This is a genomic window from Chitinophaga sp. 01L420 (assembly GCF_056399985.1).
In genome coordinates this window covers 43,271-57,062 of record NZ_JBFTSK010000035.1, presented here as the reverse complement: position 1 = coordinate 57,062, position 13,792 = coordinate 43,271, and the positions used below count along the sequence as shown (strand labels likewise).

11 protein-coding genes are annotated in these 13,792 nt (G+C 47.3%); 2 read left to right on the top strand and 9 right to left on the bottom strand.

Annotated features, from left to right (window positions below):
- Nucleotides 1–116: 116 nt before the first annotated feature.
- On the top strand, nucleotides 117–575 hold the full coding sequence (locus AC1DP6_RS26185) for a hypothetical protein (protein ID WP_477057492.1): 459 nt from the start codon (nucleotides 117–119) through the stop codon (nucleotides 573–575).
- 228 nt (nucleotides 576–803) lie between these two features.
- Here the strand turns inward: AC1DP6_RS26185 and AC1DP6_RS26180 are convergent, their stop codons facing one another.
- The 3 genes from AC1DP6_RS26180 to AC1DP6_RS26170 all read right to left on the bottom strand — a co-directional run bounded on the left by AC1DP6_RS26180 (nucleotide 804) and on the right by AC1DP6_RS26170 (nucleotide 4,133).
- On the bottom strand, nucleotides 804–1,157 hold the full coding sequence (locus AC1DP6_RS26180; RefSeq protein WP_477057491.1) for a hypothetical protein: 354 nt from the start codon (nucleotides 1,155–1,157) through the stop codon (nucleotides 804–806).
- A gap of 139 nt (nucleotides 1,158–1,296) precedes the next feature.
- The gene (locus tag AC1DP6_RS26175) at nucleotides 1,297–1,704 is read right to left on the bottom strand and encodes an EthD family reductase (protein ID WP_477057490.1); all 408 of its coding nucleotides are present in this window, start codon (nucleotides 1,702–1,704) and stop codon (nucleotides 1,297–1,299) included.
- A gap of 206 nt (nucleotides 1,705–1,910) precedes the next feature.
- The gene (locus tag AC1DP6_RS26170; protein ID WP_477057489.1) at nucleotides 1,911–4,133 is read right to left on the bottom strand and encodes a DUF2961 domain-containing protein; all 2,223 of its coding nucleotides are present in this window, start codon (nucleotides 4,131–4,133) and stop codon (nucleotides 1,911–1,913) included.
- A gap of 186 nt (nucleotides 4,134–4,319) precedes the next feature.
- On the opposite strand from AC1DP6_RS26170, the gene AC1DP6_RS26165 reads away from it, so the two are divergent.
- Complete coding sequence (locus AC1DP6_RS26165; protein ID WP_477057488.1) at nucleotides 4,320–5,198, top strand: AraC family transcriptional regulator; 879 nt, start codon at nucleotides 4,320–4,322, stop codon at nucleotides 5,196–5,198.
- 97 nt (nucleotides 5,199–5,295) lie between these two features.
- Here the strand turns inward: AC1DP6_RS26165 and hisD are convergent, their stop codons facing one another.
- The 6 genes from hisD to AC1DP6_RS26135 are packed head-to-tail and all read right to left on the bottom strand — an operon-like array spanning nucleotide 5,296 to nucleotide 13,725.
- A complete protein-coding gene (hisD, locus tag AC1DP6_RS26160; protein ID WP_477057487.1) occupies nucleotides 5,296–6,579 on the bottom strand; it encodes a histidinol dehydrogenase in 1,284 nt (427 codons plus the stop codon).
- A 4-nt stretch (nucleotides 6,580–6,583) separates the two neighbouring features.
- On the bottom strand, nucleotides 6,584–7,639 hold the full coding sequence (locus AC1DP6_RS26155; RefSeq protein WP_477057486.1) for a glycoside hydrolase family 43 protein: 1,056 nt from the start codon (nucleotides 7,637–7,639) through the stop codon (nucleotides 6,584–6,586).
- Between the two features lie 24 nt (nucleotides 7,640–7,663).
- A complete protein-coding gene (locus AC1DP6_RS26150) occupies nucleotides 7,664–8,818 on the bottom strand; it encodes a glycoside hydrolase family 172 protein (RefSeq protein WP_477057485.1) in 1,155 nt (384 codons plus the stop codon).
- 5 nt (nucleotides 8,819–8,823) lie between these two features.
- A complete protein-coding gene (locus AC1DP6_RS26145) occupies nucleotides 8,824–10,269 on the bottom strand; it encodes a sialate O-acetylesterase (RefSeq protein WP_477057484.1) in 1,446 nt (481 codons plus the stop codon).
- Nucleotides 10,270–10,282: 13 nt separating this feature from the next.
- Nucleotides 10,283–12,421, bottom strand: coding sequence for a hypothetical protein (locus tag AC1DP6_RS26140; RefSeq protein WP_477057483.1), 2,139 nt, complete (start codon nucleotides 12,419–12,421; stop codon nucleotides 10,283–10,285).
- Nucleotides 12,418–13,725 (bottom strand): neutral/alkaline non-lysosomal ceramidase N-terminal domain-containing protein, encoded by a 1,308-nt coding sequence (locus tag AC1DP6_RS26135; RefSeq protein WP_477057482.1) that lies wholly within the window; start codon nucleotides 13,723–13,725, stop codon nucleotides 12,418–12,420. Before AC1DP6_RS26135 ends, AC1DP6_RS26140 begins: the two co-directional genes overlap by 4 nt.
- Nucleotides 13,726–13,792 lie beyond the last annotated feature (67 nt).

The following is a 13,792-nucleotide window of genomic DNA, read 5'->3' as shown; positions in this document are numbered from 1 at the left end:
GATTCTTACCACCGGTTGACCGTATCACAGACCTAAAACAACCTGATGAAGCCATATTCTTTACCAGTAGCCCATATCACTCCTGTATTCTATTCACCTTCATAAAAAATCTAAACATGAAAAAGTTAACATTGTTTATTGCCATGCTGCTTACTGTACAACTCATGACTGCAGCTGCCAACCCACGCACAACGAAAAATTCCGGCGTAAAGAAGACTGCTGTTTCCACTGATGTACATGGCCGTCGTTCTGCTTCTATTGTTGTTAGCGGCATCTATATCTACCGTGATGGCGATTATGAAACAATAAGCCCTCTATGTAGCATCCTCTCTACGGCTAAGGCGTATGTTATTAATCAGAACACGAACACATACAATTATATAAGTTGTCCTTCATCCAGTACGAATGTAGTTGTTTCGGTGGGAGATAAGATAGAGCTGAGATACAAACCACTTTCCGGCGGCCATGGTGATCCCGCCAGAAGCGGTTATTACATCATTACTCAGGAAGATATAAATAACGGAGCGGTAGAGCTAAGTATAGGATTTACTAATAATCAGCACCTGCAAAAATAACAGGTACCTGTAATAGGTATTTATTTTCAAGTGTCGCTCAGCTTTCATTATTATTAATGGCATCTGCCATCACAAGGGGCATTRAACTAAAAAGGAAAGTAGACAACCCTTTTTCAGAAAGGATTGTCTACTTTCCTTTTACCGCGAATAGTACAGGCTTATCCACAGTTCCAGGAACATCAGACTACAAGGCTATTGGGCGGAAGGAAGCGTTGGTTTATAACAGTATTATTCCTCCAGCTTTTCCTTTACCTCTGCTGCTACTTTCTTCAGGCTCAGCAAGCCGGTACCCGACTTAATGAAAGTGATCTTCAGTGTTACTTTACCGTCGGCCTGGGTAGCAGCAACATCTGCAGTGTAATAGTCTGCTTTCGCTCCGGTAGTGCGGGTAGCTGTAAATCTTGTTGGCTGCATTTCCTGCGTGATGAACTTCTTTGAAAGCAGTACATCCTTTGCCGCGTCCAGGGCCTTATCTATGGTCGTATATTTGGTGACCGCCTCAATAACGATAGGGTCGCCGGTTCTGGCGAAGGAGGTAATGCCAAAGGCCAGAAAGGCAATGAACAGTGCTAGTCTTTTCATATTATTTGATTTTGTTTGTTTTGAAACAACTACTTAATACATTAATCAAAACCAGGAGAAGAGAATCATATGAATGATTACGTTGTGTTGTTAAAGACTCCGGGCGTTAGCGGTTATTGCCCTCCCACTTTCCTGCATTTCATTGAAGTACTTCACTGATTTGAATAAGCGGTTGAATATTTGTGTATTTTGGAAAATCATTTCTGATTCTTTCTACATTCGGTTCTAAGGCCTTTTCGTAATCAGCGAGCTTGTCGAAATACAAATAACCTATGGCCAGAAATGGCACGGGCGTATTCGGTGTTCCACTTGATACCCCTTTATCAATGGCTATACATTTCACTGCATCGCCAAATAAAGTAGCCATCAGCGGCATATGTTTATTTGTATAGTAGTCCATGTCAAATGTCTTCCCATCTCCGTTTGGATATAGGACTGTTACTTTAATCATTCCTTTTTTTGCTTTGAAAGAACTTGTTGTTTGAGCATTTATGCAACTAAAAGAAAGTCCGAAAAATAAGAGTAATAGAATAGTTCTTGTTTTCATTTTTATATGTTTTTTATAGTTAAAACTACAGGCAGTACCTCGTTGCATATTTTTCTTTCTTAGCTGACGCTGAAAACAGTGGCTAAGCCTATCGCTTGGGGAAAGCATTCCTCGTTATATCTAAAAGTAAACATAAACCGGGCTATAATAAATACCCGGAAACAGGTATTTATCTCCCAGAAAAGCTGTTCCACAGCTCCTTACCACTATTTCACCTTCAACGCCGGTGTTACATAACTATACACGGTATACCGTATTTCACTCCAGGCATTAACACCCGGAAACGCAACACCCGGATATAACTGCTGCGCTACCGGTATAAATACCAGCCGCACACGGATGCTACTACGTCCTTTTGTCAATGCCGGCGGTACCAGCCATTCATCGTCGCGGAAACGACGATTACTCGTGATGACGTTATGCACGCGGAGATCCAGTTCCTTAGGCACATTACTGAAAACGCATGTATTAGCGCCCGCCAGATACCAGTCCCCGGCATAAGTCCATTTCAGGCGTGTGGTGTCCGCTTGTCCATCTGCGATATATACCTCTGCTTTCTGATTCGGATGACTGTAATCCAATGTACGGCGCAACAGAGCGCCCTGGTTGGCAGGATCCAGTTTTACCGTAAATTCAGAACTGCCTTGCGTATAACGGCCATCTTCTGTATGGGCAGGATATACTTCCTGTTTTATCCGGGGATTGGAACCACGCACTACGAAAGAATCTACCCCCAGCTCATAACGGGAAACAATATTTTCAACCGCAGTAGCCTGTGGAGAATACCAGGCATGGTTATTTTCACTAGCGGCATTGCCTACGTTCAGCTCATCAGTTTTTATGAGTGAAGCTGCTGGTAATCCATACCAGTAAGTAACACTCTCGTAATGCTCCACAGACATATTATCGCCACCATGCTCCAGTTTAATCTGCGCATTTCGCCCAAAGGGCATGAGGTCTGCCAACAGGAAACGGTAGGCGGAATGGATCAGATCTTTCGGATCCTTTGCCTGTTCTTTTTTTGCTATGCCGCAGGGATGTCCTGCAAACGGCAAGGTCATATTTTCTCCACCCCAGTAGTCGCCGCCTCCACCCCACTCTTCTGTGCCGGTACCTTGCGCCTGTGGTGTTTGACTATCATCGAAAAAGAAACGGGGATCACCCTCCAACGTGCCCAGTTCACCTTTATGTGTAAAAATAAAGGAAGTGCCGGCAAAACTTCCGGACCAGTCAGGCTGTCCTTCTGCACCACGTGTATCCAGTAGTGTTAGGTCTTCACCTGGTTGGGCGGTGGGGAAATCCTGGTAACCGGCATGGAAATAACTGCTCCACTGCTGGGATAAAGTGCTGCGCTCATACCGGATTTCATAATCGAGGGTGGTATTGTCATCCGGCATTATTCCTGCCAGTTCAAACCTGGCCGAGCGGAAAAAGGGCATCGGATAATAACATGCCAGCGTTACCTGCTGATGTATACTATCAAACCTGATATTGATCGGAAAGCCTTTTACAAGGAATTCCCGGCCATCCCGGTTATGCAGCGTACCTGCGCCAAAGAACAGGCATAGTGGAGCATCTACAGAAGGTTGTGAGGCATTGTCCCAGGTAATGAGCAGGCGCAATCTTTCCAGGCTTTCCGCTTTTCCCATGGGTAATTGCAGTTTAAAAGCTCTTATGGTGGTATTACGCTGGCGGATATCCGCCAGTAATATCCTGGATTTATTCAATGAAACATGCCCCTGTTGCTGTTGTATGTGCAAGGGAGCAATGTCGGTACCGGACCGGTTCAGCAATGCCACAACAGCCGGATCAGGCGCCTGTTGTACATCCCAGCTGCGTATCCGCCGGGAAACATTCGCAGTGTCTGCAAACAACTGATAAATATAATAACCGGTGCCGTAGTGGGTGCGGGAATAAGCGAGTCGTAGCGATCGTTCAAAAGGAATCGGTGTCCATATAAGATCGGCGCCTTTGGTATCTGCCCAGGTCCAGGCCAATGGCTTTGTGAAAGGTATTGCCGGTATAAATACGCTGGAAGGGATGTCCCGTTTTGCATGCACCGGATCTGCCGTGCCTGTTTCCTGTACAAGATGATCATTGCCATCTGTAATAAAATGCCAAGGACTGCCATGCCAGTGGTTAGTACGGAAAAAATAGAGAATGCCTTTCCCGCTTACATCCAGGGTCACATTTTCATTTTCATCATTCATAAACAGGAAATGCCCTGCGTCGGCATGTTCATTGCTGCCGGCACGGTCATAAGTACTCCTCATATATGTTCTGACACCTAACCTTTGCATAGGCCATTTATCCCACATCAGGTATGCATCCGCTCCTACAGGGATGACTGGTAACTTCTGTAAACGCTGGGCAGACAGGAGCAATGGCAGCAGCGCACAAAAAGCTACGCTGGTAAGGATTTTATTCATATTAAAAAGACGGAAATGATGATAACTAATTTGTTAACTCAGAGCAGTGGTAGCGATGATGCTTACAAAGTAACAGCTTTAAGCAGGCTGAAAAAAGTCGTTCGTTGGCTAATTACTATACTATATTGGCAATCGCATTTTTTTGCCTGATAAATTGTTGTTAGATTCATTCATGAATTCTTCTTTATGAAACCAATTCTGCGCAAGGTTGATACAGGTCATAATTATTCTTTCAGTATACGCGAAGACATTTATCCTTACCTCTACAATCACTGGCATTACCATCCGGAAACGGAGCTCACGCTCATCCGGAAAGGCAGTGGCATGCGGTTGGTAGGCGACAGTATGGAACGATTTAATGACGGAGATCTCATTCTGTTGGGAGCCGATTTACCACATATGTGGCGGAGTGATGAAATATATTTCAAGGAACTGCCGGACTTACAGATTGAAGCCGTTGCGATACATTTCAAAGCGGATTTCTGGGGCAGTGCTTTCCTGGAATTACCGGAGATGAAAGGAGTAAAAGACTTACTGAAAAAAGCTAAAAACGGCCTTAAAATACATGGCCGCACCCGGGAAATGGTGAGTCTGAAAATGGAAGCGATCCTGCATGCCAGCCAGGTACAAAGAATTGAATACTTGTTGAGCATGCTGCATATGATTGCGCTGTCTGAAGAATATACTTTGCTGTCCAGCATGGGGTTTGCTAATACCTATAATATCAGCAACACCGATAATATCAACCAGATTTATACCTACACCTTTAATAATTTCCAGCAGAAAATTACGCTGAAAGATGTGGCCACAGCGGCGAACGTAAGCCCCAATTCTTTCTGCAGGTATTTCAAATCACGTACACTCAAAACCTACTGGCAGTTTTTACTGGAAATCAGGATCGGTTATGCCTGCCGGCTGCTGATAGAAAATAATCTCAGCGTATCACAGATCGGTTATACCTGTGGGTTTAATAACTTATCGAACTTTAACCGGCAGTTTAAAATCATTACTAAAAAAACACCATTGCAATACATGAAAGCTTATGTGCAGGCTAAGACCGGGTGAAGGAGGATCTCCGCCCTCCCTCTCCGATGGCCGGTAGTATTGCTGCCATCAGGACGCGGGGTGTCCTGATGGATTGACTTTAGCCATATAACCGTATTTACCCTGGCGTTTTACCATAACGCCTTACTCTCAGTGCCGCCTGTTCCCGGTGCCCTGCAAATCCTTCCAGGTCGCATAAACGCATCGCATACTCACCGATCATCGCGCTGGCTTCCGGCGTACAACGCTGGTAGGTACAGTTTTTCAGGAACTTCCCTACCCACAATCCACCAGTATACTTCGCCGCTTGCCGTGTGGGCAGGGTATGATTGGTGCCTATCACTTTATCGCCATAGGCTACGTTGGTTTCCGGCCCCAGAAACAGTGCCCCGTAATTGGTCATATTATCGAGGAATACCTGCGGGTTGCGGGTAAGTACTTCTACATGCTCATATGCCAGCGCATCAGCCTCCCGGATGGCTTCTGCTTCATCTGCTACCAGCAGAACGGCGCCATTATTTTCCCAGGCTACCCTGGCTATGTCTGCGGTAGATAATACCTTCAATTGCTTTTCTATCTCCTGTAACGTTTCGGCTGCCAATACCATAGAAGTGGTAATCAGCACACCTGGAGATCCTGGTCCATGCTCTGCCTGTCCCAGCAGATCACAGGCTACCATTTCCGCATCGGCGGTTTCATCGGCGATCACCAGGATTTCAGTGGGGCCTGCAAAAAGATCGATCCCTACCCTGCCGTACAATTGCCGCTTGGCTTCTGCTACATATGCATTGCCTGGTCCAGCAATCATGTCTACCGCCTGGATGGTATCGGTACCGATGGCCATAGCACAAAGCGCCTGTACCCCGCCCAGTATATAAATTTCATCTGCTCCGGCAAAGTGCATGGCGCAAACAGTCGCCAATGGTATCTTCCCATTAATCGGTGGTGTACAGGCTATCACGCGTTTCACGCCCGCTACTTTTGCCGTAAGTATACTCATATGCGAAGAAGCTACCATAGGGTATCTCCCGCCGGGAATATAACACCCGGCACTGTTGACCGGAATATTTTTATGCCCCAGGAAAATGCCCGGTAATGTTTCTATTTCTATGTCGAGCAGCGAGGCGCGTTGTTGTTCTGCGAAAAAGCGGATCTGCTGCTGCGCAAACTGAATATCCTGTATCACCGATGCGGACGTTTGGGCAATGATGTCTGCAATTTCCGTGTCGGTGAGCCGGAAAGCCGCCGGCGACCAGTTATCCAGCGAGGCGGAATATTCCCTGACGGCGGCATCTCCCCTCAGCTCCACTTCACTGATCATTTTTTCTACGGTTGTTTTTATACTGGTATCTGTTTGCCTGATGGCAGCTTCGGACTGTCCTCTTTTTAAATAAATAGTCATGGCGTTATTCTCCTGAAGGTTTAAGTAATGGATAATAAGGATTCAGCGGTACGCCAAAATCCGGTGTGCCATCTGTATTCCAGGTGAAGCGTTGCATACGCGGACTGCGGGCACCGCCACAGCCTTGCCCCTTCTGGGCATTGGCATGATAGATGATCCAATTTTCCTTACCATCTTTTGATATAAAGAAACCATTATGCCCGGGCGCATATACATTGTTGGTTACCTGTTTTACAAATACCGGCTCCGGTGATTTGGTCCAGTCGGCAGGATTCAAGGGGTCGCCGTTTTCTTTCAGGCTTAACATGCCCAGTGCATAATCATCCGTACCACAGCTGCTGGCAGAAAAAATGAGGAATACTTTGCCGGCGGGATTTCTTAAAATTTCCGGACCTTCGTTTACCGGCTGACCGTTTTTCTCCCATTTGTATTGCGGCATAGAAATCTGTACCCTGCCGGTTTTGAGCGTCCAGGGATTTTCCATCTCTGCGATATACAAACGCTGGGTGATGTCCGTACCGGAAATYTGCCCGCTCCAGATAAAATAATTTTTGTTGTTGTATTGCAAAACAGTACCATCTATAGAAAAGAAATTGCCATTGGGATCGCCTATCTTTCCTTTATCTACCCATAATCCCTGGAGCGGATCCGCGCCGCTATTCTCCAACACAAAAGTGCGCTGCGTAGCCAGATCTCCTGAAGCTCCGGCCGTATAATACAGGTACCATTTACCCTGCAGGTAATGCAGTTCCGGCGCCCAGATATTCTTTGAATTAGGACCCGTAGCGGGAGCCGTCCATACCCTTACCGCTGTTGATTTTTTCAGGTCCGACATGGCGCTTGTTTTGCGGATAAAGATGCCGGATCCGGCGGTACTCATGTAATAATAAACGCCGTCTTTCTGAAACACCCAGGGGTCCGCACCGCCATCCAGTAAAGGATTGGTGAAGATGGTATCTTTTCGTACTACCGGTGGCGTTATAGTTATAGTGGTATTGTTATCTTTCCCGCCACAGGAAAGGTTGATCAAAAAGATTAACAACAAGGATAATTTTCCCATTTGATAATTTTTAAGAGATGAATACTACTTCCATAGTTTAGGATCTTTCCCCTGGCTTTTGCGCCACTCATTCCGCCATCGGTGAATATCATAGGAATTCACCGGCGGCATCGGTTTCCTGCCTGCTGCATCGGGAATAGCGGGTACGGCGGCAGCTTCCCTCGCGTACCAGTAGGCAACACTGGCCAGGTCCAACGTCATTTCATTATTGTGGCCGTGCTCAATGGTGAACTTGAGCGACTTGCTGAAATACAGGGGATCGGTGATATGAAAACGGTACAGGTGCGTACGTCCTAATGTACCGATATCATTGTTTACCCGGGCATATCCAAAGTAAGGATGTGCGTACAATACTTTCGGACCCCAGGCGGTATTAAAATAATCTTCTGTGCCGGTACCGTTGAGTGGCTTTTCTTCGCCGTCAATAAAAATCATATCGTCGCCTTCCCCGTACCACAATGGCGTAGGCGATTGCACGTAATAGTTCAATCCAATGAACTGACCTTCGCCTTTGATATCAGCCACCACGTAATTATTTTTTCCATCGCGATTATTTCCTTCGGGGCCAAACATCCAGTGTTCATTTTCTATGCTGTCCTGTGAACCCATCAGTTGTTTGTTATACCAGGCATGAAAGCGGCCGGTGTTGGGCGGTAGCTTGTCCATTTCTACATAATCTACACAATAATAAAATGGTTGTATTTCTCCACCGGACTGGTTCTCAATTTCAATCCTGGCGCCGCTGGCAAATGGCATCGCGAAATAACTGACCAGGCTGGTACCTTCCATCGGCGCGGCGGCTAATGGAAGGGAAGTAAAAGAATAGGATTCATTCCAGCCCTGTCCAAAAAACGGACCTATTGGAGACGCTACCGATGCGTAGGGTTTACCATCCCAGTACATGCGGATAATTACATCATTGCGACTTAACTTATCCGGCGCCGGCCACATGGTAATCCAGATATGATTAATGATGCCCGCGCCTTTAATATCTATCAGTGTACGTTTGCCACCGTTTTCAATATGCTGCAGATTATCATTAGGGCCGCCGGCCTTATCGTAGCTGCTGATACGCCGGGTTTTTACGTGGTCCTTTATTTGTGCAAGACTCCCCAGATCCTGTGCCTGCAAAAGGTTGGCGGCAGCAGATAATAACAGGAAGATGATCAGGTATTTCATGATGATTAATTTGTGGGTACCGGCCAGTTATCTGTACGAAAAGGTATTACCGGTAAACCATTGTTGCTGAAAAGATTGCCTATAGCGGCGTTGCTGAATCCATACCGTACAGCCACCGGATCTTCCACGGCTTCATTCCAGACAAGAAGTGTATTCTTTTTTATGCTGCTTTTAGCAGGATAAAAAACTTTATCGTTGCCCGCAATGAATAGTTCCGTGACCGTTTTTCCGTGTATGGTCAGGCCTTCCGTTGCCTGGGCAAAGGAGAGCACCATTTTATGCTGATGGATGAAATGTGATTGGTAAGATGGATTTTTATACGGCGCTGCCGGTTGTTGATAGGTTTCTCCCAGCGCCCAATTTGCCAGGCGTGCACCTACATCATGTTTATTGGCAGGGTGTACGTCATATACGTTATTCACCAGGTCGGTAGTCACTACCATACCGGTGTTAGGATGCCGGCTGCTTTGCCATTGCGCTTCTCTTAACAACGCACCTACATTTTGCTCCCTGTAATGATATGGAGCGATCTGTACAAAATAAAACGGTAATGCCTGCCGCCATGCATGTCGCCAACCTTCTATCATGGCGGTAAATAAGCGTGTATACGTGCCCGATGTACCGGTGTTATTTTCTCCCTGGTACCAGATAACTCCTGCAACGGCATAGCTGGTGATGGGCGACAGCATGCCATTCCAGGCTACCCCAGGTTCATTGGGACACATACCACTGGGTAGTATGTCTTTGGCGGCAACCCTTAAAACAGCATCCCGGGAGATGATACTATCGGGCGTCCATACTTCTGCCGAAGTACCACCCCAGCTGGCTTCCACCAATCCTACCGGTACATGCAGCGTTTCCTGTAATCGCTTCGCGAAAAAATAAGCTACTGCACTGAACGTATTCAATGTATTGCTGTCGCACATGGTCCAGTTGGCGGCTACATCACGTTGCGGCGTGGTGGCCGTGGTTTTGGGAATATGAAAGAACCGGATATTCGCGTTTGCCGCCTTGGGCAGTATGGCCTTTATATCTGCCAGTCCCCATGCTCCACACATTTCCATATTACTTTGTCCGCTGCAGATCCATACCTCACCGATCAGGATATTGGTTAAGGTCAGCTGGTTTTTACCTTTGAAAGTAATGGTAAAAGGCCCACCGGCCGCCGGTGTGGGAACCGCCATTTCCCAACCGGCATCTCCGGAGGCTGTGGTAGCGTAGGTTTGTTGATCCCAGGAGGTAGTAATACTGATTTTCTCCATCGGATCGGCCCAGCCCCATAACTTTACCGTACCTTTTTGCTGCAGTACCATATTGTTGCCTATGACAGCAGGAAGCCGGATATTGGCTACAGCAGGAAATGTACAGCCGTTGATCAGCCATATGAATATAATAATGATCTTAGGCAGACGGATACCGGCAACGGATAAACGAATGCCACGGATCATCATTACGGTGATATGCCTATTTAAGCATGCTGCCAATAAGTAGTTGCGCCGGATCATTGATATTAGATTTTTTAGTCACTTCCCAATAACTCTGCTTTTGTTGTATCTGGATCTGCGAGGTAACTATCCAGCTCTGAATCCAGCCGCTGAGTGTACACCAGGCGCCCCAGCCGGCATCGGAATTAGATGCCCAGTAGTCCCAACGTCCATAGTCAAAAGCGCGGAACCAGGCACCGTCAACATCCGGATGTTGTTTGCTTTGTACCTGTATGCGGGTCAGGAAGGCAGATAGTTTATCCACGGCAGCTTTGTACTTTTTATCGCCCGTAGCCTGTGCAGCTTCATTCAAACTAAATAAGGCGAAGTTGCAGGTGTAAAGCATACAGGATACTTTCTCCCCGTTCTTATAAATCAGGGAACCTTCATCCGTCCCATAGTCTTTGTTGGCGTTGAGTGCATTGAACTGTCCTTTACCTTTTGTACCCAGCTCTTCGCGGATAGCTCCGCTTTCATCCTGGTACTTTATAATTTCATTGACCATTTTGTCCAGCCATTGCCGGTGTTCCGGCGTATCTTCTACACGTACCAGCCAGGCCAGCGGTAAAATCATGCGGGCACGTTGTGTTTGCATGCTGCTACCCCAACGCCAGTTATCGGGATACGCTTCCATAGTTATCCTGATGGCATTTTTTGTTTTAGCCAGCAAAGGTTCATACTTTGTTTTATCGTAAAGCCATAAGTAGAGCGCCCACATCCAGGATTCAAAATGTGGTGAAGTATAAATCAATGATCTGTTCTGATAAAACCGCCAGCCATTCTTTATAATATCCGGTTCTTCCAGGCGTTCGCCCCGGAAGCCCTCTTTACCGGTAGTCCGGAAATTAGCCAGGATGGCGGCGGCCATCTCTTTATCCCATTCACTGGTATGCTGATAGGCGGCAGCGCCCAGTACGCCTAATATAGCCCTGGAATTATCATCGCCATAAAACGTATATACGGAAGGGTTAGTAGTTGCCCAGGCTATTAATCCGTAAGCTGCACTGTTAATGTCTCTTTTTTCACCTGAGCGCATATTGGAGGTTTCCAGTAAAAAGTGGATCAGGTTGCGGGCGCGTTGCTGATAGTCTTTGTTGTGCAGTAAACTGCCTGCGGCAGATAAAGCCATACTTACTTCTCCCTGAACATCGGCGCGCAACCAGTAGCGGTACTGTTGTGTACCATTATAGTTAATAGTAGAAGTATGTCCTTCAATGATCCCTTCTGAACCGTTGCCATCCTGCACACCAGCAGGCACCGGAGGCCCTACCGGAGGATCTATGGTGCCAAATTTTATCCAGTCGCTTTTCAGGTCGCGGTTCACAAAAAAACGTCCTTTATAAAACCAGTCCACTCCCTTACGGATACTGTTCAACCGGGCAGTGGCTGTCAATGGCGTCTGCCGGTCAAACATCGGATGTACATCCATCGGCCAGTGTTTAATAACAACATCCGGATTCCCGCAGATACGGGAAAGAATATACGTAAACACCTGTTTCATGGCAGCTGCGGGTCCGTAACGTCCTCTTTCAAAATTACTCAGTGCGGTAGTGGCCACCAATACCTGGTCCTTTTCAAATAACAGCGGGTACACTTTCGTGTCTTTCAATCCATATTCTGCTTTATCAAATCCTACCACCTTAGCGAGTACCAGCAGCGGATTTTCTTCTGTTACCGGCAGCACATAACAGTTATGAATACCGAGCACGCTCATGGATGGTAAGGCGGCGCCAAATACATTACTGGTCACCACTCCCCTTTCCAGTCTTGTTTCCAGGGGTTTTGCTATGTCCAGTCCCGGAAATGCCGCCGGATACTCGATGTAGAGTTGCAGGTGTTTTTGTTTTACCTCCTGCAACAAAGCAGGTGTGAGCCGGATACCCGGATCTACCACCGGATATTTATCTGCTACTACAAACACACCCGCGCCTTCAGAGGCCGCATGAATAGTAGCTTCCGGGGTAGTAAACTGTTTCACCRCAAAGCCTTCGGTGATCAAAAGCCGGTACAGATCATTTTTTATGCTGCCGCAAAAAAACAGGGGTTTTGCTTTTGCAAATACCTGCACGCTGCTAAAAAGCAGGCAAATAATGATACCGGTCAATACATTCTTTTTCATAAGCGCTTCCTGGTTTTATTATTTAACTGATCCAGTAAATGCTGGGCAGCTTCCTCCATCAACTGCGCCGTTACCGGTGTGAGGAATGACCACTTCCCTGGTCCGGCTTCATAGCCGCCTGCTTCGTAAGCTTCAGCCGTTGGAATATAGCCGATAGAATTTTCGGCATACGCAGCTACCAGCGTGTAAGCAAATGGCGACCGGTATTCTATTTCCAATGCAGTAGCTGTAAAAGGTTCACCCGGCAAAAAAACGATCGCCAGCGGACCAATGGCCACTGCATTCATGCGTGCCAGGGCATCGAGCGGGTTACTAACGTTCACGGTACTACGAACGGGAAAATCCATTTCCAGGTGTTCAAATGCCAACCCGCCTGCAGCCGGTGTAATCCATACTGCTTCCTGCACAGCATTGGCCAGGGCTTGTCCATGACGGCGGGCATCATCTGCACCACCAGAAACAGTGGGCGGGTTGATGTCGCCTGCGGCGCCATTGAGAAAGACGACTACGCCACAATCCAGCGGCGTATTATTAGCGTAGGCTGCGGAGTGTACCCCGCCTCCATTGGCGGATGCAGTGAGGGATCCCCGTTCCAATGTCGCACCTTCTTCCAGCGCTATGCACAACTCCCCCGGAAAGTCCGGCGAAATATGCGGCAGGCACATTTCATGCACCGGGTGACAAACAGCATGAACAATGGTCCCGATAGCCGCGCCATTACTATCCTGGAAACGGATCGCATGCACACGTCGATCAATGGGTTCCCGCTCCATCATCTCGGGTGAAACGGGTTGAAGGGCGTCAGACATGGTAATGCCTGCGGCGGTAGGTACCCGGCGCTGCAGACTGTAGCCTTCCAGCCGGCTGCTGCCAATGCTGATGCTACATGGTTTCATCGACTGTAATGCCTGTCGGATGGCCTTTTTAATACGCAACTTAATTTCGTGCAGCCATTGACGGTATACATCTGTCAGATACAGACCCGACAATGCTACCGATTCCGGTGCAGTATGTGTATGCGTACACGTCAGTATGATATTATCGGGAGCAATGTCGTCTGACAATGCCGCTTTGAAACCTTCCCAGCCATCTACCGAAGTATCGTTGAGCGCCAGCAGATCCAATGATACCAGCGCTACTTTTTCACTGCCGGATACCAGTACCAATATCCTCGCTTTCAACGGGAGCCTTATCGAAGTAAAAGGCGCATAGGTGCCGGCCACAGAAGAAGTCAGCAGCCCTACTTCCAGTGGTGGGGTGATATCTGTAATGGCAGTACCTGCCTGTAATAAGTTATTTTCCATGATTGCTGTTGTTACCCATGCGGTATTGATGCATGCGCATTTAACGGTGTGTGATGTGCACGTGCAT